Source organism: Candidatus Dormiibacter sp., from assembly GCF_050999135.1.
Taxonomy (GTDB): Bacteria; Chloroflexota; Dormibacteria; order Dormibacterales; family Dormibacteraceae; genus Dormiibacter; species Dormiibacter spiritus.
The window spans coordinates 1-22,014 of the sequence record NZ_JBPCPN010000022.1; the positions used below are offsets into that span (position 1 = coordinate 1).

23 protein-coding genes and 1 pseudogene are annotated in these 22,014 nt (G+C 66.1%); 9 read left to right on the forward strand and 15 right to left on the reverse strand.

Annotated features, from left to right (window positions below; genetic code table 11):
• Positions 1–129: 129 nt before the first annotated feature.
• The 7 genes from ACR2MZ_RS05120 to ACR2MZ_RS05150 all read right to left on the reverse strand — a co-directional run bounded on the left by ACR2MZ_RS05120 (position 130) and on the right by ACR2MZ_RS05150 (position 6,823).
• Positions 130–444, reverse strand: coding sequence for a hypothetical protein (locus tag ACR2MZ_RS05120; protein WP_434003994.1), 315 nt, complete (start codon positions 442–444; stop codon positions 130–132).
• A gap of 388 nt (positions 445–832) precedes the next feature.
• Complete coding sequence (locus tag ACR2MZ_RS05125; protein WP_434003995.1) at positions 833–1,609, reverse strand: ATP-binding cassette domain-containing protein; 777 nt, start codon at positions 1,607–1,609, stop codon at positions 833–835.
• On the reverse strand, positions 1,606–2,571 hold the full coding sequence (locus ACR2MZ_RS05130) for an ABC transporter ATP-binding protein (RefSeq protein WP_434003996.1): 966 nt from the start codon (positions 2,569–2,571) through the stop codon (positions 1,606–1,608). Before ACR2MZ_RS05130 ends, ACR2MZ_RS05125 begins: the two co-directional genes overlap by 4 nt.
• Positions 2,571–3,458, reverse strand: coding sequence for an ABC transporter permease (locus ACR2MZ_RS05135; RefSeq protein WP_434003997.1), 888 nt, complete (start codon positions 3,456–3,458; stop codon positions 2,571–2,573). Before ACR2MZ_RS05135 ends, ACR2MZ_RS05130 begins: the two co-directional genes overlap by 1 nt.
• A gap of 7 nt (positions 3,459–3,465) precedes the next feature.
• Positions 3,466–4,413 carry an ABC transporter permease gene (locus ACR2MZ_RS05140; protein WP_434003998.1) on the reverse strand — a complete coding sequence of 316 codons (948 nt, stop codon included), beginning with the start codon at positions 4,411–4,413 and terminating at the stop codon, positions 3,466–3,468.
• Positions 4,414–4,445: 32 nt separating this feature from the next.
• On the reverse strand, positions 4,446–5,996 hold the full coding sequence (locus ACR2MZ_RS05145; RefSeq protein WP_434003999.1) for an ABC transporter substrate-binding protein: 1,551 nt from the start codon (positions 5,994–5,996) through the stop codon (positions 4,446–4,448).
• A gap of 44 nt (positions 5,997–6,040) precedes the next feature.
• Positions 6,041–6,823 carry an SDR family NAD(P)-dependent oxidoreductase gene (locus ACR2MZ_RS05150; protein WP_434004000.1) on the reverse strand — a complete coding sequence of 261 codons (783 nt, stop codon included), beginning with the start codon at positions 6,821–6,823 and terminating at the stop codon, positions 6,041–6,043.
• A gap of 153 nt (positions 6,824–6,976) precedes the next feature.
• Here ACR2MZ_RS05150 and ACR2MZ_RS05155 point away from each other — a divergent pair, with 153 nt between their 5' ends.
• Positions 6,977–7,345 (forward strand): RidA family protein, encoded by a 369-nt coding sequence (locus ACR2MZ_RS05155; RefSeq protein WP_434004001.1) that lies wholly within the window; start codon positions 6,977–6,979, stop codon positions 7,343–7,345.
• Between the two features lie 56 nt (positions 7,346–7,401).
• Here the strand turns inward: ACR2MZ_RS05155 and ACR2MZ_RS05160 are convergent, their stop codons facing one another.
• The 4 genes from ACR2MZ_RS05160 to pncB all read right to left on the reverse strand — a co-directional run bounded on the left by ACR2MZ_RS05160 (position 7,402) and on the right by pncB (position 11,431).
• Positions 7,402–8,691: an acetyl ornithine aminotransferase family protein gene (locus ACR2MZ_RS05160; RefSeq protein WP_434004002.1), complete on the reverse strand. Its 1,290-nt coding sequence runs from the start codon at positions 8,689–8,691 to the stop codon at positions 7,402–7,404.
• 111 nt (positions 8,692–8,802) lie between these two features.
• Positions 8,803–9,198: a DUF3465 domain-containing protein gene (locus ACR2MZ_RS05165; RefSeq protein WP_434004003.1), complete on the reverse strand. Its 396-nt coding sequence runs from the start codon at positions 9,196–9,198 to the stop codon at positions 8,803–8,805.
• A gap of 116 nt (positions 9,199–9,314) precedes the next feature.
• Entirely contained in the window at positions 9,315–10,106 is a 792-nt protein-coding gene (locus tag ACR2MZ_RS05170) for an NUDIX hydrolase (RefSeq protein ID WP_434004004.1), read from the reverse strand.
• Complete coding sequence (gene pncB / locus ACR2MZ_RS05175) at positions 10,103–11,431, reverse strand: nicotinate phosphoribosyltransferase (RefSeq protein ID WP_434004005.1); 1,329 nt, start codon at positions 11,429–11,431, stop codon at positions 10,103–10,105. Before pncB ends, ACR2MZ_RS05170 begins: the two co-directional genes overlap by 4 nt.
• A 97-nt stretch (positions 11,432–11,528) precedes the next feature.
• On the opposite strand from pncB, the gene ACR2MZ_RS05180 reads away from it, so the two are divergent.
• The gene (locus ACR2MZ_RS05180) at positions 11,529–11,855 is read left to right on the forward strand and encodes a hypothetical protein (RefSeq protein ID WP_434004006.1); all 327 of its coding nucleotides are present in this window, start codon (positions 11,529–11,531) and stop codon (positions 11,853–11,855) included.
• Between the two features lie 31 nt (positions 11,856–11,886).
• Here ACR2MZ_RS05180 and ACR2MZ_RS05185 read toward each other — a convergent pair whose 3' ends face one another.
• From ACR2MZ_RS05185 to ACR2MZ_RS05200, 4 genes are all read right to left on the reverse strand, one after another.
• Positions 11,887–13,485, reverse strand: a complete 1,599-nt coding sequence (locus ACR2MZ_RS05185) for an ATP-binding cassette domain-containing protein (protein ID WP_434004007.1) — start codon at positions 13,483–13,485, stop codon at positions 11,887–11,889.
• Positions 13,460–14,386, reverse strand: coding sequence for a branched-chain amino acid ABC transporter permease (locus ACR2MZ_RS05190; RefSeq protein ID WP_434004008.1), 927 nt, complete (start codon positions 14,384–14,386; stop codon positions 13,460–13,462). The genes ACR2MZ_RS05185 and ACR2MZ_RS05190 overlap by 26 nt, the downstream gene beginning before the upstream one ends.
• A 3-nt stretch (positions 14,387–14,389) precedes the next feature.
• The gene (locus tag ACR2MZ_RS05195; RefSeq protein ID WP_434004009.1) at positions 14,390–15,304 is read right to left on the reverse strand and encodes a branched-chain amino acid ABC transporter permease; all 915 of its coding nucleotides are present in this window, start codon (positions 15,302–15,304) and stop codon (positions 14,390–14,392) included.
• A gap of 98 nt (positions 15,305–15,402) precedes the next feature.
• Positions 15,403–16,617, reverse strand: a complete 1,215-nt coding sequence (locus ACR2MZ_RS05200; protein ID WP_434004010.1) for an ABC transporter substrate-binding protein — start codon at positions 16,615–16,617, stop codon at positions 15,403–15,405.
• A gap of 282 nt (positions 16,618–16,899) precedes the next feature.
• Here ACR2MZ_RS05200 and ACR2MZ_RS05205 point away from each other — a divergent pair.
• From ACR2MZ_RS05205 to ACR2MZ_RS05235, 7 genes and pseudogenes are all read left to right on the forward strand, one after another.
• Positions 16,900–17,783: pseudogene (locus ACR2MZ_RS05205) on the forward strand (LLM class F420-dependent oxidoreductase).
• A 257-nt stretch (positions 17,784–18,040) separates the two neighbouring features.
• Positions 18,041–18,469 carry a VOC family protein gene (locus ACR2MZ_RS05210; protein WP_434004016.1) on the forward strand — a complete coding sequence of 143 codons (429 nt, stop codon included), beginning with the start codon at positions 18,041–18,043 and terminating at the stop codon, positions 18,467–18,469.
• 419 nt (positions 18,470–18,888) lie between these two features.
• On the forward strand, positions 18,889–19,203 hold the full coding sequence (locus ACR2MZ_RS05215) for a hypothetical protein (protein WP_434004011.1): 315 nt from the start codon (positions 18,889–18,891) through the stop codon (positions 19,201–19,203).
• 245 nt (positions 19,204–19,448) lie between these two features.
• Entirely contained in the window at positions 19,449–20,078 is a 630-nt protein-coding gene (locus ACR2MZ_RS05220) for a hypothetical protein (RefSeq protein WP_434004012.1), read from the forward strand.
• A 111-nt stretch (positions 20,079–20,189) separates the two neighbouring features.
• Complete coding sequence (locus ACR2MZ_RS05225; RefSeq protein WP_434004013.1) at positions 20,190–20,744, forward strand: hypothetical protein; 555 nt, start codon at positions 20,190–20,192, stop codon at positions 20,742–20,744.
• A 3-nt stretch (positions 20,745–20,747) separates the two neighbouring features.
• Positions 20,748–21,158 (forward strand): phage holin family protein, encoded by a 411-nt coding sequence (locus ACR2MZ_RS05230; protein ID WP_434004014.1) that lies wholly within the window; start codon positions 20,748–20,750, stop codon positions 21,156–21,158.
• Positions 21,134–21,760 (forward strand): DUF3618 domain-containing protein, encoded by a 627-nt coding sequence (locus tag ACR2MZ_RS05235; RefSeq protein ID WP_434004015.1) that lies wholly within the window; start codon positions 21,134–21,136, stop codon positions 21,758–21,760. Before ACR2MZ_RS05230 ends, ACR2MZ_RS05235 begins: the two co-directional genes overlap by 25 nt.
• Positions 21,761–22,014 lie beyond the last annotated feature (254 nt).

Below are 22,014 nucleotides of genomic sequence, written 5' to 3' on the forward strand. Positions count from 1 at the left end.
TACAACTACGAGCGTGCCCACACCGGACGACGAAGCGCCGGCAAGACGCCGGCAGAGTCGATCTATGGTGCTAGGAAGATGCGCCCCCGATGAGGTCCACCTGTCGCGTTATCTCGGAAGCTGTTCACTCTAGGTGGAGTAGAGCAGGTCCAGTTCTGCGTGTCCCGTAGCCCACTGAAGGCTGAAGTGCCAGCAGCTGGCGGTCGGTACCGGCACGCCATCCGGGTAGATCTCGCCCGGGCCCGAGTCGGCTGGACGCGATTCCTGCACGACGGGTTCAGAGCTACCGGAGGGGTGGGCCTGGATCTCCAACGGCGCATTGTTCCGCGGTGTGCTCACGACCCATAGAACCTTCACTGCGTCCGACCCCGCCTTGAGCGGGTAGCCGAAAAGGAAGCCGGCGGCAGCTGTCGGACCAGCGAGGACGTAGGGAATGCCACCCATCCCTGCGAGCCCTGCAGAGCTGTCACGAAGCCACGGCGGCAGCTCGCCCCTGTAAACCTGGGTTGAACCACACCCTCCAGGGAGGGTCGTGGCGTTCGCCGGAGTCAGTGCTGCGGACGCTGGGAGCGGTGTCGCTGAAGGGGCGCGTGGGGTCGCTGCCCTGGGTGACGTCGACCCCGGTGTGGAGCAGGCCAGCGCTGTCGCCAGAATGCCCACTGCTGCGAGGCACACCAGCCTGCCCGCTGTACTGCCCAGCCTGACACGGGTTCGGACTCCTACGTCGGCCGCGGTCACCCGATTCACACAACCATCTCGCGGTGTAGGCGGTTCAAGAGTACGTTCCATCCTCGCGGTTCACCACCCGCTAGAGCTAACCGGAGGGCGCAGCTCAAGCCGTGCGGCGCTGACTCAGAGTGGGGATGGCAGCCAGCAGAACCTGGGTGTAGGGCTGCGTTGGGGCAGCGAATACCCGGGGCGTCTCCCCCGCCTCCACCACCCTCCCCGACTGCATCACCAGCAGCCGCTGGCAGAGATGGCGCACGACGCCCAGGTCGTGGGAGACCAGCAGCAGCGTCAGGTCGAAGTCGCGCCGGAGATCGAGCAGCAGGTTCAACACCTGGGCGCGCACCGAGACGTCCAGCGCGCTGACTGGCTCGTCGGCCAGCAGCACCCGGGGTCGGGGCGCCAGCGCCCGGGCGATCGCGATCCGCTGCCGCTGACCGCCCGAGAACTCGTGCGGATAGCGCCCGGACGCGGCTCGGGGCAGGCCGACCGCCTGCAACAGTTCGTGCAGCCGCGACTCGCGCGGTTCGCGCAGGCCCATCACCCGAAGCGGCTCCAGGATGATGTCAGCCACGCTGAGGCGTGGGTCGAGAGCGCTGACAGGATCCTGGAAGACGACCTGCACCTCGCGCCGGAGCGACCGGCCGAGGTAGCGCAGCTCGCCCGCGTCCGGCTTCTCCAACCCCAGCAGCAGCTTGAGCAGAGTGGTCTTGCCCGACCCCGACTCACCGACTATGCCCAGGCTTTCACCGCGCAGCACCTCAAAGCTGACCCCCTCGACGGCTGCCACAAAGCGCCTCGGCAGCCAGGGCGCCTGGCGAGGCAGCGCAAAGCGTTTGCTCACCCCCCGGACGCGGAAGACAGTCTCCGGCTGCTCGGTCACGAAACTGGGTGCCAGCAGGCGGCGCGGTGGCCCTCGCCTTCCAGGACTGGCATGGTGGCGCAGATCTCGGTCGCCCGCGGACAGCGGTTGCGGAAGGGACAGCCGGAGGGGAACTGGCCCAGGCCCGGTACCGCGCCGGGAATGGCCTGGAAGCGACCGCCGGGCAGCTCCTGGTCCAGGCTGGGGATGGACTCCAGCAAGGCCAGGGTGTAGGGGTGGCGGGGGCTGTCGAACACCTCTCCCACCGCTCCCTCCTCGATCAGATGACCGCCGTACATGACGAGCACCCGGTCGCAGAGGCCGGCCACCACTGGCAAGTCGTGAGTGATGAGCAGCAGCGTGGCTCCCTCCTCATCGACCAGGCGATCGAGCAGCCGCAGCACTTCTGCCTGCACCGTCACATCCAGGGCGGTGGTCGGCTCGTCAGCTATCAACAGTTCGGGTGAGCAGCTGATCGCCATGGCGATCATGGCCCGCTGGCGCTGGCCCCCGGAGAGTTGGTGGGGATACTGGGCCAGCTTCTCCACCGCGCCGGGGATCTGCACCCGCTCCAGCAGCTCCCGGGCCCGGGCGAGCGATTCTCTGGCGCCCAGACCCCGGTGCAGGCGGAGCGGCTCGGCCACCTGCTCGCCGATCTTCTGGACTGGGTTGAGCGCGCTCAACGGTTCCTGGAAGATCATGCCGAGGCGGTCGCCGCGAAGCCGGCAGAGCTCCCCTTCCGAGAGAGCGAGCAGGTCCTGCTCGCGATAGACCGCCCGGCCCCGCGCGCTGAGACCGTCGGGCAGGAGGCCCATCACCGCCAGCGCCGTCAGCGTCTTGCCGGAGCCCGATTCGCCGATGAGCCCGGTGCGGCGGCCCGCCGCCAGCTCGAAGCCGACCGAGTGCACAGCTTCCACCGTGCCCACCCGAACGCTCAGGTCGGACACTCGCACCACCGCTTCGGTCGCAGCTGACACACCCATCACTGGGGCGGGATCCGCTGCACGAGCTTGGGGTCGAGCAGGTCTCTCAGGCCGTCGCCCAGAAGGTTGAAGCCCAGCACGCTCAGCGCTATCGAAAGGCCGGGCCAGAGCGCCAGTGTCGAGGATTGGGCCAGGTAGTTCTGGGAGTCGCTCAGCATCCTGCCCCAGGACGGCGTCGGCGGCGGCGTGCCGAGGCCGAGATAGCTGAGCGCCGCTTCGGCCAGGATGGCGATTGCGAAGGCGATTGTCGCCTGGACGATCATCACCGAAGCCACGTTGGGCAGTAGGTGGCGAAAGAAGATCCCCAAGGCGCTGCTGCCGAAGGTCCGCGCCGCAGTGACGTAGTCCTGCTCCATCACCTGCAGGCCGGCGCCGCGAACCACCCGGGCGAAGACGGGGACGAAGGCGATTCCTATCGCGCCCATCGCGGTGAGTGTGCTGGCGTGAAACACGGCAGCGAAGAGAAAGGCCAGGAGCAGCGCTGGGAAGGCCAGGACCAAATCGCTGAACCGCATCACCAGCTCCTCCGCCCAGCCGCGGTAGAGAGCGGCCACGCCGCCCAGGGGTACGCCGATTAGCAAGGCGATCGCGACAGTGACTATGCCCACCAGCAGGGTGTTGCGGGCACCCGCCATGATCTGGCTGGCCACGTCGCGGCCGAGAGCGTCGCTGCCGAGCAGGTGACCGCCCTGCCCCGGCGGTTGGAAGCGGTCCGAGACGACGACGTGCGTGGGGTCAAAAGGGGTCCAGACGTACGAGACAAGCGCTGCTAGGATGACTGCGCCGACGAGGATTCCACCGGCGAGGAGCGACGGATTGAGCCCCGACCGGCGCCGCCAAGCGGGTTCGAGACCCGGTTCGGTGAGCCCAATGACCTCGCTGCTCATTTCCCGGCTATCTTGACGCTCGGATCCGGGGGTCGAGCAGACGGTAGGAGAGATCGGTGGCGAAGTTGATCACCAGCACGGTGGCCGTCAGCAGCAGGATCAGGTCCTGGATCTCGATGAGGTCGCGGTTGCGGACGGCATCTAAGAGCATTCGGCCCAGACCGGGCAGGTAGAAGACGTTCTCGATCACCACTGCGCCCACGAGAAGCGACGTTAGCTGCAGCCCGAGGATTGTCACGACAGGGATCGCTGCGTTCTTCAGGCCGTGCCGGCGCAGCGCCTGGCCTCGCGTCAGTCCCTTGCTGCGCGCGGTCCGGATGTAGTCCTCGCGCTGCACCTCGATCACCGCTGAACGGATGTAGCGGGTCAGCACGGCGCCCTGGACCAGGCCCAAGGCGATCGACGGCAGCAGCAGGGAGCGCAACGCGCCCACCGGGCTCTCCTCCCAGGGCACGAAGCTGCCCGCCGGCAGCACGTGCAGCTGCACGGCGAAGATCGTGACCAGAAGCAAACCGGCCCAGAAGGCGGGGATGGCGATTCCGCCCAGGCTGAGGGCCGAGATCAGCGATCCGCTGAGCGAGCGGTAGCGCACACCCGCGACTATCCCCAGCGGGATGGAAACAGCCAGCGCCAGGAACATCGCGAACAGCGCCAGCGGCACGCTGACCAGCGCCCGCCCCTGGAGCTCCGGCAGGATCGGCTGTTTCGAGATGAGAGAGACGCCGAAGTCACCGCGGATCAGGCCGCCCAACCACTCCAGATAGCGCAGCCACGCCGGTCGGTCCAGACCCAGCTGGCGATGGAGGTCGGCGATCTGCTGTGGGCTGGCGCTGGTGCCCAGGATTACCGCGGCCGGATCGCCGGGCAGCACGTTCACCACCGCGAAGACCGCCATCGAGGCGACCATCAGGCTGAGCAGCAGGACCGCAAGCCGGCTCAGCACCTGCATGACCACGGCCGGCTGGGTTCCCTACGGCTGCTGGCGCGTTAGCTGAAGTAGGCCTTGGCCAGGTACAGCGACGTGGAGAGCCGTTTCTCCGGGTAGCCGCGCAGGTTGGCCCTGATCACGTCGATCTGTTTGGGTGACATGATGTAGCCGTTGGCGGCGTCGTCCGCCAGCTGCTTCTGCACCGTCGCGTACATGCTCTTGCGCTTCGCCTGGTCCTGCTCCGCGTCAGCCTGCAGGACCATCTGGGCGACCTGCGGATTGTCGTAGTGCCAGTAGTACTTGGGGTTGGCGTAGTTGCCGATGTCCCGGGGCTCGACGTGGTTGATGATTGTCAGGTCGTAGTCCTGGGGCGGCAGGAAGACCGTATGCAGCCAGTCGTTGAAGGTCATGGTGTCGATCTGCAGCGTGACGCCTACCGCCTTCAGCTCGCTGTTGAGGATGTCGCCACCGCGCACGGCGTAGGGAAAGTCGCTGACCTCGGCCAGGTGCAGAGTTAGCCCGCTGGCGTAGCCGGCGGCGGCCAGCTGCTTCTTCGCCTCGGTGGGGTCGTACTTGTTAACCTGGTTCTCGTCAACGTAGTAGGGCTCGGTGACGTTGGGCACAGCGTGGCTGCCGATGGGAACCGCATAGCCGGCGAAGACGCCGTCGATCCAGGCCTTCTTGTCGATCGCCATCGAGATCGCCTTGCGCACGCGCACGTCCTTGAGCGCGCCTTTGCTGTTGTTGTAGGCGACCATGAGCTTTCCCGCCGGCGCGCCCTCCAGGATCCGGAAGTTGTTGTCGCTCTTGAAGCTCGGCAGCTGCTCGGGACCACCCAGCTGAGCGATCGCGTCGATGTCACCTGCCTTGAGCGCATTGTTCATGGCGTTGGCGTCGGTGATGAAGCGGAAGGTGATCTGCTGCAGCCTGGGTTTGGGGCCCCACCAGGCGGCGTTCCTGACCAGGGTCAGGCTGGTGTTGGGCAGATAGGTGGAGAACTTGAATGGACCTGTCCCAACCGGCTGAGTGGCCAGGTTGGTCGCCACAGGATTCGTGGAGACTACGTGGGTCGACTTGGGGATGATGGCCGCCGAACCCTGCGCCATGCGGAAGAGGAAGTTGTCGCTGTACTGCTTCAAGGAGACCTTGACGGTGTGGTCGTCCACCACGTCGACCGAACTGACTGGCGCCCAGTAGTCGAGGTGCGGGTTGGCCGGCTTGTTCTGGGGATCTCGCGCTCGGTCCCAGGAGAATTTGACGTCCTGCGCCGTGAAGGGCGTGCCGTCCTGCCAGTTGGTGGAGCGGAGGTGGAAGGTGTAGGTCTTGCCATCGGGAGTGGTGTCCCAGCCGGTCGCCAGCTGGGGGATCAGAACGCCGGACGCATCTGTGCGCAGCAGACCCTCGTACAGGTTGTCGCGCAGCATCGTGGCGATGGAAGCCGTGGCGTCCGAGGTGATGTCAAGCGAGGTCGGCCCCTGAACGAAGCCGACCACTATCTTGTCCTTGCCTGTCGCTCCTGGGCTCGCGCCAGCGTTGCCGCCGCCGCTCTGACAGCCGGTCAAGGCCAGGATCAGCAGGATCGGCAGCGTCGCGGCTCTGAGCAGTCTCATCACCGCAATGATGCAGCTTTTCGGCCTGGTCTCAGGCCGCCGAGCTAGAGCGGGGGATCGAAGCGTCCGTCTACAGCCGTCCAGCCGCCGTCGACGAAAAGCTGAGAGCCGGTGACGAAGCTGGCGGCATCAGAGGCCAGAAAGAGGACAGCGCCCACCATCTCGGAGGGCTGCGCCCAGCGGCCGAGAGCGCTCTTCTCCGCGTAGGCCCGGTACCAGGCGGGATCGTTCTTGATCTGGGCGGTGAGCGGGGTCTCGACCACCCCCGGCGCGACAGCGTTCACCCGCACTCCCCGCGGCCCCAGCTCCGCGGCCAGCACCTTGACCAGCTGCACTAGGCCCGCCTTGGTCGCGGCGTAGACGCCCTGGCCGGGCTCAACCACCTGGGCCCGGATGCTGGAGAAGACGATGATGCTGCCGCTGCCACGCTCGGCGAAGGCGCGACCGAAGTCGCGCAGCAGGCGGAAATTCGCCTTCAGGTTCAGCTCCACCACTCGATCGAAGCCATCGTCATCGATCTCAACTATCGGCTTGCGGACGTTGATGGCGGGCGTCACGACCAGCACTTGAGGCACGCCGCTCTCGGCCATCAGTTGGCTGGCGGCTTGCGGCTGGAGAATGTCCAGCGCCAGCGGCTGGGCGCCGCCGCCCGCTTCGTTCACCGCCGCAGCGGTTGCTGCCGCCGCCGCCAGGTCCAGATCGGCGCAGGTGACTTCCGCACCCTGCGCCGCCAGTCCCTCGGCGCAGGCCCTGCCGATGCCACTGCCGGCGCCTATCACCGCCGCCCGGCGGCCGGCCAGGGAGAAGAGCCGGCCGTAGTCGATCATGTCTGACAGGCTAGTACCTGGCCACCTTCGTGGCGGTTTCAGTCGGTTGGATTTCGCGTTTATTGGGCTACTGCCCGGTCGAGTGTCTTCGAGTCAGACGTCCCTGGCGGCATGGCGGTCGACAGCATGGGCGGTGAGTAACATCTGGTTGGCATGGCGCTTCATCGATTGAATCCTGAGGGGCTCTTCCAGTCCCAGGCGTACAGCCAGGTGGTCTTGGCGACTGGTACCCGGCTTGTCTTCATTGCCGGCCAGGTCGCGGTGGATGGCAGCGGTCAGGTCGCGCCCGATGGCAACTTTGCCGACCAGGCCAAGCAGGCCTTTTTGAACGTTGGTCGGGCGCTGGCGGCTGCAGGTGCCAGACCGGCTGACGTCACGAAACTCACGATTTACGTAGCTGGCTATTCACCCGAGTACCTGCCGGCCATCGGGGAGGCGCGCCGGGCTGTCTTTGCAGACACCCTTCCAGCCAGTACTTTGGTCGGGGTGCAGTCACTGGCCCAGCCTGAATTCATGATTTGAGGTAGAGGCGACTGCGGTTCTGGACTAGCCGGTCCTCCGATTGACTGTCCGGGTACTCACAGCTCCCGGAGCACGGCCCCTAGGATCTCCAGCCCTGCACTGACCTCGGATTCGTTCAACACCAGCGGCGGGCAGAGCCGGATCGAGCGGCTGCCACAGGTGAGCAGGAGCAGGCCGCGCTGGAAGGCGCGCTGGATGACCTCGTTGGCGAGCGCCGGTGTGGCCATCTCCAGCGCCAGCATGAGCCCGATGTCTCGGGCATCGGTCACCTGCTGCGGATGCTGGACCTGCAGCTCGCGCAGACCGCTCAGGAGCCTGTCGCCCATCCGGGTGGCGTTCTCCATCAGCCCTTCGTCGAGCAGCTGCAGCGTGGCCAGGGCGGCGGCGCAGGCGACCGGATTGCCGCCGAAGGTGCTGCCGTGGGAGCCTGGCGCCCAGTTCATGTGCTCCGCCGAGGCGACGAACGCGCCCAGCGGCATCCCGGAAGCCAGCCCCTTGGCGAGGCACACGATGTCCGGCTGCACGCCCCAGTGCTCCATTGCCAGAAAACGACCCGTGCGTCCGATACCTGACTGCACCTCGTCAGCGACCAGGAGGATGCCGTGGCGGCTGGTCAGCTCGCGCAGCCGGGAGAGGAAGTCGTCAGGCGGCACCAGGTAGCCGCCCTCGCCCTGGATCGGCTCGACGAAGACTGCGGCCACGCTCTCTGCCGGCACCACAGTCGAGAGGAGGTCCTCCAGGCGGCGGATCGATTCTGCTGTGCTGACGCCGGTGGCCGGGCTGGGGAAAGGAGCGTGGAAGACTGCCGGGATGAGCGGCGCAAAGCGGCGTCGCTGGGTCGCCTTGCTGGCCGTCAGCGAGAGTGCGCCCAGCGTACGCCCATGGAACGCGCCCAGGAAGGCTATGTAGTTGGGCCGCTGCGTCACGTAGCGAGCCAGCTTCATGGCGCCCTCGATGGCCTCCGCCCCCGAGTTGGTGAAGAAGACGCGAGCCGACCTGCCCGGCAGGCACTTCTCGGTGAGTCTCTCGGCCAGCTCGATCTCGCGCTGGTAGTAGAAGTCGGTGCCCGACATGTGGAGGAAGCGAGCCGCCTGCTCGGTCACCGCCTGAACCACGCGGGGATGGCTGTGGCCCGTGGCGTTGACAGCTATGCCTGCCGTGTAGTCGAGGAACTCGTTCCCGTCCACGTCGATCGCCCAGCAGCCCTGACCGCGCTCCATCACAAAGGGATACGGCCGCGTGAAGCTGGGCGACAGGGCGTGGGCGTCGCGTTCGATGAGCGCCGCGGCCTTCGGCCCGGGCAGGACGCCTGTCAGCCGGGGTGAGCGCTGAGGAGAGGTGATCATGCCTGGTACTCCGAGCAACATACTGAGCCGCCGGCCGAAGCGGCGGCGGTCTGCCGGGCAGCGGCCGACCGGCGAAGCAGTTCGGGCCCCCGCTCGCCTCTGCCTCCGCGGCTACTCGTAGTACTGGCCCCGGTACTCGATCCAGCCCGGCGCGGGGCAGCCGCTTGAGGTCTTGGCGTGAGTGCAGTGGACGCCGATCTGGCTCGGGCTGTCTATGTAGAGCTGGCCGTGGACCACCACCGAGTCGCCGCCGTGCGCGGGAACCCAGGTCGCCAAGCCTGTGTTGTGGTCGACTTCGAGGCGCGTGCCGCCGGCGGCCCTCACCAGCAGGTGCTCGTGCGTGCCCGACTGGAAGGGGTCCTGGAGCAGCGTTCCGTCGACAGTCACCTCACTGCCCGACTGTCCCTGCCTGACAGCCTGCTGAAACCCGCTGTCGTCAGGTGCCGCGTGATTCTCGCCACAGCCAAGCAGGACGAGTGCCAGCGCGCCAGCCAGCAAGGCCGTCACAAGAGCGCGAGGCCGTCGAACAGGCTCACACGCCAGTTGAGCAGCCCTTTCCCGAGCGACACCCTTCGCCCGAGAAGCTGCCAGCGCGCGCCCGCAGTGGAGGGAGGGCGGCGCGGCTATTCGTCCTCACCCATGGTGCCGTTCTCGCTCGGGTCGTGGCGGCGCAGCGGCGGCCAGAGGATCTTGGCTGGACCCTTGCGGTAGAGCTCCGCAGGGCGGCCGCCCTGCGGGCCCTTGGGCGGGGCGATGCCGCCCACAGGGGTGACGAAGCCCTCCAGCCGCAGCACCTTGCGCCGGAAGTTGGAGGGATCCTGGGGCATCGCCCACACCTCCTCATAGATCGCGCGTAGATCGGAGAGCGTGAACGGCTCCTCCAGGAAGGCCGCCGCCAGCGGTGTGTACTCGATCTTCGCCCGAGCCCTATCGATGCCCTCGGCGATGATGCCGGCGTGGTCGAAGGCGAGGGCCGGCGCGTCGGGCCCGCTGAGCTCCCCCACCGGCCAGAAGCGGCTCAGCGCGGCGTCCGACCCGGCTCGGGGCGCGGGCAGATCGGGGAGGAAGGCCACGTAGGCGACCGAGACAACCCGCATCCGGGGATCACGGCCCGGCTCGCCGAACGTGCGCAGCTGTTCCAGGTGCATCTCGCCGGGCAGGTCTTCGATCCCGGTCTCCTCCTGCAGCTCCCGGATGGCCGCGTCGATCAGATCTTCCTGCTGGCCCACGAAGCCGCCGGGCAGCGCCCACTTTCCCTTCTCCGGGTGGTCGCCGCGCCGAACGAGCAACACGCTGAAGCGGCCATGCCTCACCGTGAGCAGCACTATGTCCACGGTCACCGCCACCGGCGGCAAGGCTCGAGGATCGTACTGGGCGAGAAAGTCCTGCTCGCTCTGCTGTTCCGTCTCTTTCATGGCGACTCCTCGCTGGGTCTGGCCAGGATTGCCGGCGGCCCGGCCTGGATGCTCAGCTGCTCGGGCCTGAGCCGGCACTTCGCCTGCTGGTGAAAGGCGCGGGCCTCCTCGACCGAGCGCCGGAGCAGGATGCGGCCCTCCCCCACCACCCGTTCCTGCAGCGGCAGCCCCGCCGGCGGCGATTCGGGCGCCGAGTCGCTGACCAGCAGGTCCTCGGCGGTGATGAACCGGGAAGCGTCGAATCGGCGGTAAGCCCACTTGCGGCCGCCCAGACTCAGCTTGCTCGCCGAGCGCTTGCTCACCCGGCGCAGCGGCTCCTCAGGGTCGTCGGAGTCAGCTATCGCCACCAGCTTGTAGACGAAGCCCGGGCTGGGATGCGCTATCAAGCGCTCGCCGGAGCCGAACCCGCCGGCGGCGCCCAGGCTCAGCTCGTCCATGGCGTACTCGTCAAGCCCGCCCGTCAGCACGATGCGTGCCTGTCGCGCGCCCAGGCTGTCCAGCAGCTGCCGGGCCTTGGGCAGCTCCGAGAGCAGGTCACCGGAATCTATGCGAACCCCGCCCAGCTCCGGGCCGGCCGCCGCCACGGCGTTTCTGATGCCCTGCTGCAGGTCGTAGGTGTCCACCAGCAGCGTGGTTTCCGGACCCTGGCTGGCGACCTGGGCGCGGAACGCGGTCAGCTCATCCCGGTGAGCCATGGTGAAGCAGTGGGCGGCCGTACCTGTGACCGGGATGCCATAGCGGTAACCGGCCTCCATATTCGAGGTGGCGCTGAAGCCGGCGATGTAGGCGGCGCGGGCGGCGTCGATCGCCGCCTCCTCATGCGTGCGGCGGGTCCCCATCTCGGTGATCGGCAGGCCGCGAGCGGCAGTCACCATGCGCGACGCCGACGATGCGATGCCCGAGTCCCAATTGCAGATGCTGAGGCAGATCGTCTCCAGCAGGACCGCTTCGGCAAAGGGAGCCACCACCGTCAGCAGCGGAGAGTTGGGAAAGTAGAGATCCCCCTCCTGGTAGGCCCAGACATCTCCGGTGAAGCGCTGGCCCTCCAACCGCCCGCGGGTGCCAGCATCCGCCACCTGGGTCTCGTTCAGCCAGCGCAGCTGCTCGGCTGTGAAGCGAAAGTTCTCCAACCGATCCAGCAACCTGCCCAAGCCGGCGAAGACTCCGTAGCGCCGGCCTTCAGGCAGCCGCCGAGCGAAGAGCTCGAAGACTGCCAGCCGGGAGGCAACCCCTGAGCGAAGCGCCCCCTGCAGGTTGCCCAGCTCGTACTGGTCGGTGTGAAGCGCCGGCGAATCCGACGCCAGAACGAGATTCCCCCGCCGCATGTTTAGGTGTATTAGACCATAACAGGAGCCACGCACCTGCCTGTCAAGCTTCGAGTGTGAGGCCGGAATCGGGTGGTAGGCTAGCGGCAAATCGACAATGAATGAGCAGACAGTTACGCGCGACGAGCGCGCCGGCGAAGAAGCCGCTGATCCCAACCGGCTGCTGCCGGACGAGGACCCGAGCAGTCACGACCCCGACGACGCCCGGCACTGGCTCGAGGTCTACGACGAACTGCTCGACTTCAAGCGCAAGATGCTCACGATCGCCGAGGAGGCGCTCGAAGGTATGCGCGACAAACCAGCTCGCCGGGAGGTGGTCGACACGGACAGGCGAGTGCTCCGAGCGGAGTGTGATCGCTTCGAGAAGCGCCTGGCCTTCTGGCGCAACCGCCTGGCTGCGGCACGGGACGGCAAAGGGCCCTAACCGGGCCGGCCTGGCGCAGCGGGTGCTTCGCTCAGCCGCCCAGGTACGCCTTGCGCACAGCCGGGTCCCGGCGCAGAGCTTCCCCAGTCCCGGTGAGTAAAATTCGGCCGGTCTCCACCACATAGGCCCGCCCGGCCACCTCGAGCGCGCGCAGCGCGTTCTGCTCCACGAGCAGGATGGTAGTCCCCGCGGCATGGATCTGCTGGATCACTCCGAACACCAGATCGACAGTCTGGGGGGCAAGGCCCAGGGACGGCTCGTCCAGAAGCAGCAGCCGCGGTTTGCCCAGCAAACCCCGGGCGATGGCCAGGATCTGCTGCTCGCCGCCCGACAGCTGGCCGGCCGCCAGATTGCGCCGCTTTTTGAGGATCTCGAAGCGTTCCATCAGCTCCTCGATCTCGCTCGCCACGGCCCGACCGTCGCGCCGGCTCCAGGCGCCGAGTGCCAGGTTCTCGCGCACCGTCTGCCGGGCCAGCACCTCGCGTCCCTCGGGGACCTGGATCAGCCCGTGGGAGACGATCCTGTGCGTCGGCGCCGTGCCGAGGTCCAAGCCGTCGAAGACGGCTGAGCCGCCGTGCGGCCTGAGCACCCCCGACAGCGCATTCAGGATCGTGGACTTCCCGGCGCCGTTGGCGCCGATCAACGCCACCACCTCGCCCTTGTCAACGCTGAAGGTGACGCCCTTGACAGCTTCGACGGCGCCATACCCCACCCGCAGCTCGCGCACCTCCAGCATGGCTGCCGGGGCGTCAGGCGGGCGCACCGACTCATTTGGATCGGCGACTCGAAGAGCGGCGCCGACGGGCGCTTCCAGCTCCGGCCCAGCCGCGCCGGGAGCGGCAGTCGCCCCCTCTTCCCCAGCCTGGGTGCCCAGATAGGCGGTGACGACCGCCGGGTCTGCCGAAACCTCGGCCGGCGTGCCCAGGGCGATCCTGCGCCCGAAGTTGAGCACCGCCAGCTGATGGCAGACTCCCATCACGAGGCGCATGTCGTGATCGATGAGCAGAATGGTGAGTCCGTCCGCGTTGAGGCCCTCGATGAGCTCACGGATCCTGTCCTTCTCGGCCGGGTTCATGCCGGCGGCGGGCTCATCCAGCAGCAGCAGGCGAGGCCCGAGCGCGAGCGCCCGGGCGATCTCCAACCGACGCTGGTCCCCGTAGGAGAGCGTCATCGCCCGCCGATTTTGGAACCGGTCAGGCTCCAGGCCGACGCGGCTCAGGAGCTGGCGCGCTTCAGCCACCCGCTGCAGCTGGCCCCGCCGGAAAACCGGCAGCAGGCCGATCTGCTGGAGCGTGTCATGATTGCGCCGCGAGTGCATTCCGACCAGGACGTTCGCAAGCGCTGTCAGATGCTTGTAGAGGCGGATCGTCTGGAAGGTTCTGGCCACGCCCAGGGTGGCGATCTGGTGCGGGGCGCGGCCACCGATCGGCCTGCCCTCCAGCTCGATGCGGCCCGACTGCAGGGGGACGTAGCCCGTGATGAGGTTGACCAGCGTGGTCTTGCCCGCGCCGTTGGGGCCGATCAGACCGAAGATGGTGCCGGCTTCGATCTCCAACGAGACCTGATCGACCGCCTGCACCCCACCGAAGTGGCGGGTGACGCCGCTAAGCGTCAGCAGGTGTGCGGGCACGCGTCAGCGTCCATTGGCGGGGCCACCAGCGCGGCCGGATCAGAGCCAGGCCTCCGCCGCCGAGCACCCCCTGGGGACGGAAGACGATGATCAGGATCAAGATCACGCCGTTGATCACGTCTCGGTAGTCAGCCGCTTGTCTGACCACCTCCGGCAGCGAGGTCAGAATCGTGGCGCCCAGGATCGGCCCCAGTACGTTGCTGATGCCGCCCACGACAGCGAAGGTGAGCACCTGGATGGCCCGGGTGGTGCCGTACTCCGTCGGATCGACGAAGAAGTTGATGTGCGACTCGAGGCCGCCGGCCAGGCCCGCGATGAGAGCGCCGACCACGAAGGCCGCCATCTTGTAGAGCGGCACGTTGATGCCCTGGCTGGAGGCCGCCAGCTCGTCCTCGCGGATGGCCGCCCAGGCCTGGCCGAGCTTGCTGCCCGCCAGCCGCCAGACCAGGTAGGCGACGAGGGCGAGCGCCACCAGGATCGGCACGACACCGCCGAGCGGATCGGCGTCGGGGTTCTTCAAGCCCTGGCCCTGGCCGGTGATGGGCAGGTTCAGGATGACGCCGAAGCGAAGCGCCTCGCCGAAGCCCAGCGTGGCGATGGCGAGGAACACTCCGCGGAGGCGAAGCACAGGGAGGCCGACGACCACCCCGAGCGCTCCCGCCAGCAGAGCGCCGAGGGCGATGTTGAAGGCCAGCGGCGTGCTGGCGTGCAGGCTCAGGATCACTGTGGTGTAGGCGCCCACCGCCATGAAGCCCACGTTGGCCAGCGTCAGCTGACCTGAGAAGAGGGTGACGAAGATCGAGATGGCGAGCAGCGAGTTGATACCTATCTGGGCGATGAGCAGCTCATGCGACTGGTAGAAGCCGACAGGATCGCTGAAGAGCTGGATGAAGAAGTCCAAGCCTTACAACCGTTCGCGGAGGCGAGCTCCGAAGAGACCCTGGGGCCTGACCACGAGCATCAGAAACAGCGCCAGGAAGGCCACTCCGGCCTCGACGTTGCTGCCGAATCGGATGAAGGCGATGGCTTCGATCAGGCCCAGAGCGTAGCCACCGAGCACGGCACCGGGGATGCTGCCCATGCCACCCAGAACAATCACCGCCAGGCCTTTCAGCTCCACCTGGTCGCGCCCTATGTAGGGCGAGACGTCGGAAAGGGCGACGCCGAACAGGATGCCGGCCAGCCCGCCCAGGGCCGAGGATAGCGCCAGCGTGAGAGCGAAGATGCGATCGACCTGGATCCCGAGCAGCCGGGCGGCGCGAGGGTTCTCCGCCACTGCCCTCAGGGCGCGACCCACCTGGGTGTAGCGCATCACGTAGCCGAGCGAGAGCATGAGCAGGATGGAGATGACAAGAATCGCCACCTTGCTTGACTCCAGGGTCAGGCCCGCCACGTGATAGGTGGCGTTGGGCACCCGGTCCGCTGGAAACCGCACCGAGTTGGCGCCGTCTCGCCAGAGCCAGGCAAAGGGAGAGCCCGGCTTGGACTGCTCCACGATGGAGACGAAGATCAGCGCCAAGCCGATGGTCGAGATCAGGGCTGAGATCTGGGGCGCCTGCCGCCGGCGCAGCGGCCGCAGGGCAGCGTACTCCACGACCAGGCCCAGCACCGCCGAAGCCAGGATGCCGCCGGCCGCCGCCACGAAGAAGGGTTGGGCGTGGATCACAACCAGCGAATAGGTGATGACAGCTCCCAGCATGAACACAGCACTGTGGGCCAGGTTCAGCACGTCGAGGATGCCGAAGACCAGCGTGTAACCCACGGCGAAGAGCGCGTAGATGGAGCCTATGAAGATTGCGTTGAGGAGCTGCTGCGCCAAGTCGCCTCCAGTATGAGAAGGAAGCCTCCGCCCGGCGGGCGGAGGCCTACTGCTGAGTCGCTCTTACTCGCCCAGATGCGCGAGCAAGCGGCAGTCCACTAGCCGGCGATCTTCTGCACCAGCTTGAAGCCGCCTGTTCCATCCATCTGGATGATCCAGATCGTCTGCTTCACGTCATGGTTCTTGGTGAACTGGAAGGGACCGAGCGGGGAGTCGATCTTGACGCTCTCCAGGGCGTTTCGCAGGTTGTCGCGATCCTGGCTGACGTTGCTGAAGCTGAGCTTGGCCCGCTTGGCGGCGTCGGCCATGATCAGAACGCCCGTGTAGCCCTGAGCGGCGAACTGGTCGGGAGCTTGTCCGAACTTCGTCTTGTAGGCCGTGACGAATTCCTTGTTCGACTTGAAGTCGTTGGCGGTGAACCAGGCGCTCGCGCTCTGAGCGCCCCTACCCGCGTCCCCTGCCTGCTTGGAGACGACTGCGGTGTTGAAGCCGTTGCCGCCCAGGAACTGGCCTGTGAAGCCCTGCTTGCGGGCCTCGATCATGATCTTGGCCGGGATGCCACCCAGCGAGGTGATGAAGATGACGTCTGGCTTGAGCTGGACGGCCTTGGTCACCGGCAGGCTCAGATCGGCGTCTGCCTTGGAGAATTCGATCGAGCCCAGCAGCTGGATGCCGTTGGCGGGAGCCGCCTTCTTCACTATCTCGCCACCGTCAGCGGAGAACTTGTCGTCCTTGGCGACCAGCAGCGCCCCGGTCTTCGGATGCGTCTTGTCGGCGAGAGCCTTGATGTTGGCGGGGATCGCCGCCTCCTCCCCCAGTGAGTCACGGAAGACGTACTTGCAGGGATCGGTCTTGGGATAGTTGCAGTCGGGCACTATGTGGATGCCTGTGGTGGAGACTGCCACGATCGGCGTCCTCAGGTTCTCGGCCAGGGGATGCACAGCCACAGCTGAGTTGGAAAGCGTGGGCCCGAGCAGACCGACAACCTGACCCTGCTGGATGAGCTTCTGCGCTGCCTGGGCCGCCTGGGCCTTGTCCGAGGCGTCGTCCTGGGTGTCGAGGGTGATCGTCGCGCCGTTGACACCGCCTGACTTATTGATCTGCTCCACCGCCAGATCCGCGCCGTTCTTGGAGCTCGGGCCGTATACAGCTCCCGCCCCGGTCAGGGAGAGGATGGCGCCGAGCTTCAGCTCCTTGCCCTTGTAGCTGCTGCCGCTGTCGGCCTGGCCACCGCCGCTGCTGCCGCTGCTGCCGCCGCAGGCGGCCAGCAGGAAGATCGCCCCCACCACCAACGCTCGAATGCCTGAGCGCATCGCTATCTCGTTCTCCTAATGACTGAGTTTGCCGGCTCTCGCCGAAGTCAGCCACATGGTACCGCCAGGCGCCAAATGTGCAAGTTCGCACGACAGTCGGCCCGCCGGCAGTCGATTCTCGATGAGGAATCGGAATTTGGTGGGGCCGAGCCGCTCAGTGAGTGAAGGTGCGCTTAGTGCCGAGCGAGTTTGGTTGAGTGCACCAGCAGTCGGTCAGGCCGGTAGGTGTTGGGCTTGGGCTTGGCCGCGTCTTCAGCCTCGAAGGCGTAATCTTGTAATTGTATGAAATTGGGCCTTCAGATACCGGACTTCACGTGGCCTGACGGAACCGCCCGACTCGGCTCCACTCCACGACCGCGGACAGCGCAGGCTTCGATTCGATCGGGGTGATGGACCACTTCTTCCAGATCGGCCACATCGGGCCGCCAGAGCACGAGATGCTGGAGGCGTACACGACACTCGGTTTCCTCGCCGCCCACACCAGCCGGGCAAGGCTCATGACTGTCGTGACCGGGGTCCACTATCGCCATCCCGGCCTGCTGGCCAAGACCGTGACCACCCTTGACGTGCTCTCGGGCGGTCGAGCCTGGCTCGGCATCGGGGCGGGTTGGAACGAGGAAGAAAGCCGCGGGCTCGGCGTGCCCTTCCCGCCTCTCGGCCGGCGATTTGAGCAGCTGAAGGAGACGCTCGAGATCTGCCTCCAGATGTGGCGGGGCGATGAGAGTCCGTACCAGGGACAGCAGTACAAGCTGGACCGGCCTCTCAACTCGCCCCAGAGCATCAGCCGGCCGCATCCCGGAATCATGATCGGAGGCAGCGGCGAGAAGAAGACGCTTCCCCTTGTCGCCCGCTTCGCCGACGCCTGCAACTTGTTCCCCACGCCCGATCTGCCCCACAAGCTGGAAGTGCTGCGCGGTCACTGCGAGGCGGTGGGCCGCAACTATGACGAGATCGAGAAGACCGCGATCTTCCAGTTCGATGTGGGAGAACGGGGGGAGAAGGTCGATGAACTCATCGGCCGGCTGCACTGGCTAGCCGGGATGGGCATTGAAACCGTGATCGGGTCGGTGAAGGACGTGTGGCGCATCGAACCGCTGGAGATCGTCGGCGAGCGGGTGATCCCCGCTGTTGCCGAGTTGGGGGCGAGAGCCACAACCGGTCGATAACGGGCCCGCCAAGGCGTCCCCAGGTGTCCAGCCCTTCTGCCTCGTGGCAGGGGAGGCGCTCCGCGAACTGAGGGCTACGCCTTTCAGCGGTGGTCGGCACACCGATTGCGTCCTCAGCGACCGACCACGGCGGGCCAGCAGAGAAGCGCCCCAAGTCCGCGCAGGACGAGCGTTCCGCGCGGCATACGGACGCTTCGTTGTCTTCCTGGGCTCTTGCCGTCCCCGCCGAGGTAAACCCTGCTAACGTACGAAGCATTATGCAAACCAGACTCAATCCTTATCTGAGCTTCAAGAACAACGCGCGCGACGCCATGGAATTTTACAAATCGGTCTTTGGCGGCAAGCTAACCGTGAGTACGTTCAAGGATTTCAATGCGTCCCAGGACCCGAGCGAAGACAACCAGGTCATGCATTCCATGCTGGAAGCCGAAAATGGCATCACATTTATGGCGGCCGATACGCCAACCCGCCTGGAGTACAAACCCGGCACCAACTTCAGCATGTCGATCAGCGGCGATAATGAGGCAGAACTTCGCGGTTACTTCGACCGACTGGCCGCAGGCGGCAGCGTCTCAATGCCGCTCGAAAAGGCCCCATGGGGGGATATGTTCGGTATGTTCACCGACAAATTCGGCGTCTCTTGGTTGGTGAACGTCTCAGGCCAAACCACCTCGCCCACGCCGTGACCTTGGAGGATTGAGATTTCGGTGTTGAAGGTTATCCTGTTAGTACATAGCCTCTGATGGGCTGGGCGCCGGTGGCGACTCTCGGAGCCGGTGAAGTCGCCCGCCTGCCGATAGCCCCGAGAGCGGCATGACTCGGAAGACGAGCAGTCTTCTGGCGTCGCAGTATGGCGCGTTGGATGCGAAGGGCCGGGTGATCGCGCAGGGCCGCCCTTCGCTCTGAGATTGCCCGGCTCACCGACCGTACGGTGAGTTGGTGCTACGGAGGCCTCGATCGAGGAGATTGGAGGTGAAACTTTCCGGGTCGGTACAGGCATCTCTTCGGGACAAGGGCTCAGCCGTCGTGAAATGAGAGCCGCTGAACCAAGAGTCAGCGTTTGCGGCTGGGCTGCCGAGTTGACGACTAGTAGGAGGAGATAACCATGCTGGGATTGCCGATGATCCGGGATCGCTTTCGAGATGCGGTGATACTGCCCTGGCACGCTCAGCCGACCCCCCCACCCAGCCCCCCAGCGAGCCCCTGGCCGCTGGTGGGCATGTTCGGCATGGGGCTCGGACTCGGGATTGCTCTGGGCAGTGTCCTGTTGTCCTTCGATCCCGCGCGCCAGCAGCTGCAGCGGCTGAGTGAGCGGCTCACCACCACCGCCGGCGGCTTGGTGACGCCCATTCGGGAAAGGACGGGCCTGAGTCGGTCAGTACAGCCAGAAGCAGGACCCGCTTTGGACCAGTCGTTGTGAAGGCGGCTGGCGGCGCCGCGGGCCTGTTGCTGCTCTTGAACGGGCCTCTTCAGGTTCTGCCACTGCCGGGGCGCTGACGGCGGTGGCTGCCGCGGCAGGCGTCTGGCCTGAAGGCAGCTGATTGGTGCTCAGCAGAAACCGCGGCAGCCGGAACGTTGAAACCGATCAGCCGCTTCTCGCATCTATCTACGCGTTGAGGCTCGTCACTTGAAGGAGTCGCTCGAACTCTAGTGGAGGAGACGGAGATGTCCAGACGCTATGCAGGCGAGGATCGGCCGGTCGCACCGGAGGGTGCGCCAGGTGCAGAGTCAGTTGAGCTCAAACGGAGGGAGCGTGGGAACAGGCTCCGCGACCGTTATGGAGGTTTCGACTGGGTCGCAACCTTCCTCGGGTTCGCAGTGGCGATCTTCTTCCTGACAGTTCTGCTCGGCATCGTCGCGGCCATAGTCGGCTCGGTCGGCTACCAGCTCGGAGCGCAGGTGCCAAAGGTAGGCGGTTCGGTCTCCAGCGCGACCCAACAACTTGGAATCGGGGCGCTGGTCGGTTCCATCCTCACGCTGGTCTTGGCCTACTTCATCGGCGGCTACACCGCGGGTCGCCTGGCCCGATACGACGGTATGAAGAACGGGCTGGGTGTAGTGGTCTGGACGGTCCTGATCGTCATCATTTTCGGAATCCTCGGCGCCGTCCTCGGAAGCCAGTTCAACGTGGCAAGTCAACTTCATCTCAACGTCAATCTGAGTGCGCTGACGACGGCGGGTGTGCTTTCGCTGGTGGCGACCTTACTGGTGATGCTGATCGCGTCCGGGCTTGGCGGCAGGCTGGGCGGCCACTACCACAAGAGGATCGACCGAGATGCTCGCTTCGGCGCTTGATGGTTGCCGGCGAGCGAAAGGAAACCACGCTCCCGAGGCAGCGAGGTCGGGCCCGACGGGCAGCGCACGAGTGTCTCCCGGCTTCTTGAAGTCAGTGAGGAGGAAACAACCTTGACCGAGGAATCTACAGGCGGAGCCCCGCAGAAGGCAGTCCAAGAGAAAGCGCAGCAAGCAAAGGAGCAGGCCCTGCAGGTGACGAGCTCGGCCAAGGAACAGCTTCAGCTGGCCACCGGCTCGGCGCAAGAGAAGATGCGCGAGCAGGTCAACATTCGCTCCACGCAGGCCGGCAACCAGGTCGACTCGATCGGCCAGGCGATGCGGAAAGCGAGCGACCACTTGAGCGGCCAGGGCAACCAGTTGCCGGCCAAGGCGGCTGAGCAGCTGGCTCAGCGGGTAGAGCAGCTTGGCGGCTATCTGCGCCAGTCGGACGCTGACCGGATTCTCGGCGACCTCGAGAACTACGCCCGCCAGCAGCCCCTGATATTGGCGACCGCTGGTTTGGTGGTGGGCGTTGCGGCAGCCCGTTTTCTGAAGACTTCCAGCCAGCGGCGCTACCAGCAAGGCAAGCCCTCACCCGAACCTGGCGGTTCCGACGATCTGGCCGCCGGGGCCGCGCTCAACGAGCCAGCGGCCGGCTTTGCGGCCATTCCCCCGACTCGAACCTGAGCGATGGCGCAAATCCCCAGGGACCCTGATCTTCGCCAGGCACCGCTTGGCGACCTGGTGAAGCAGCTCGCCGAAGAGACCAGCACACTGGTCCGGCAGGAGCTCGAGCTGGCCAAGGCGGAGATGACCCAGAAAGGCAAGAAGGCGGGGCTCGGTCTCGGCCAGTTGGGAGGCGCCGGCATCGGCGCGCTTTACGCCCTGGGCGCGCTCACCGCCTGCTTCATTGCCGCTCTAGCGCTGGCGATGCCGGTATGGCTCGCAGCCCTCATCCTGGCCGTCGTCTACGGGATGATCGCTGGCGTGCTGGCCCTGATGGGTCGTCGGCAGCTGAAGGAAAGCATGCCGCCGACCTTGGAAAGGACTCAACAGACCATCAAGGAGGACATCGAATGGGCAAAGACCCAGAAGCAATAGAGCGTGAGATCGAGGAGACGCGTGCTCGCATGGGCGAGCGGGTGGACGCTCTCACTTACAAGGCCGACGTCAAGTCGAGGCTCGGCGACACGATTGCGGAGAAGAAGGACAAAGTGAAGGGCAAGGTCAAGAATCTGGTTTCGAGGGGCAGTGAGCAGGTGCCAAGCGGGGAGGACGTTAAGCAGCAGGCACAGCAGGCGACGGGCAAAGTGAAAGGCCTGGTCTCACGCGGCACCGAGCAGGTGCCAGGCCCGGAGGACCTGAAGCGGCATGCCCAGCGGGCGAAGGGGATGGCCCAGGAGAACCCATTGGGCCTGGCCCTCGGCGCCAGTGCCGCCGGGTTTCTGGTCGGGCTGCTGCTCCCGTCCACCAGAATGGAGGACGAAAAGCTCGGTCAGGCCGCCGACACCGTCAAGGCCAAAGCCAAAGAGACTGCCCAGGAAGCTCTGAGCCGCGGCCAGCAGGTGGCCCAAGAGGTGGCCCAAAGCGCCAAGCAGACTGCTCAGGAGAGCGGCGGCCAGCATGTCAGCGAACTCACCGATACCGCGAAGAGCAAGGCGAGCGAAGCGGCCGAGAGTACCAAGTCCAGCCTTCAGCAGTAGGGTCGGAAGCGTCGCGCGCCGAAAGCGAAGCGCAAGGCCGACCGACCCGACCGATGTGCGGCCGGCCTTGCACTCAAACTGTTGTCTTGACCCCGTTTCTCCAGGTCAACAAGTACACCTTGCTAAGATGAACGGCTCACAAGATCAGGCGACACCTGGGAGGTAGCGCCAGGACGTAGGACGACCCCATCCTATGGGTGCTCAAACCACTCAGGAGGGGTCGCCATGACTAAGGATGACCGGTTCTACCTGAA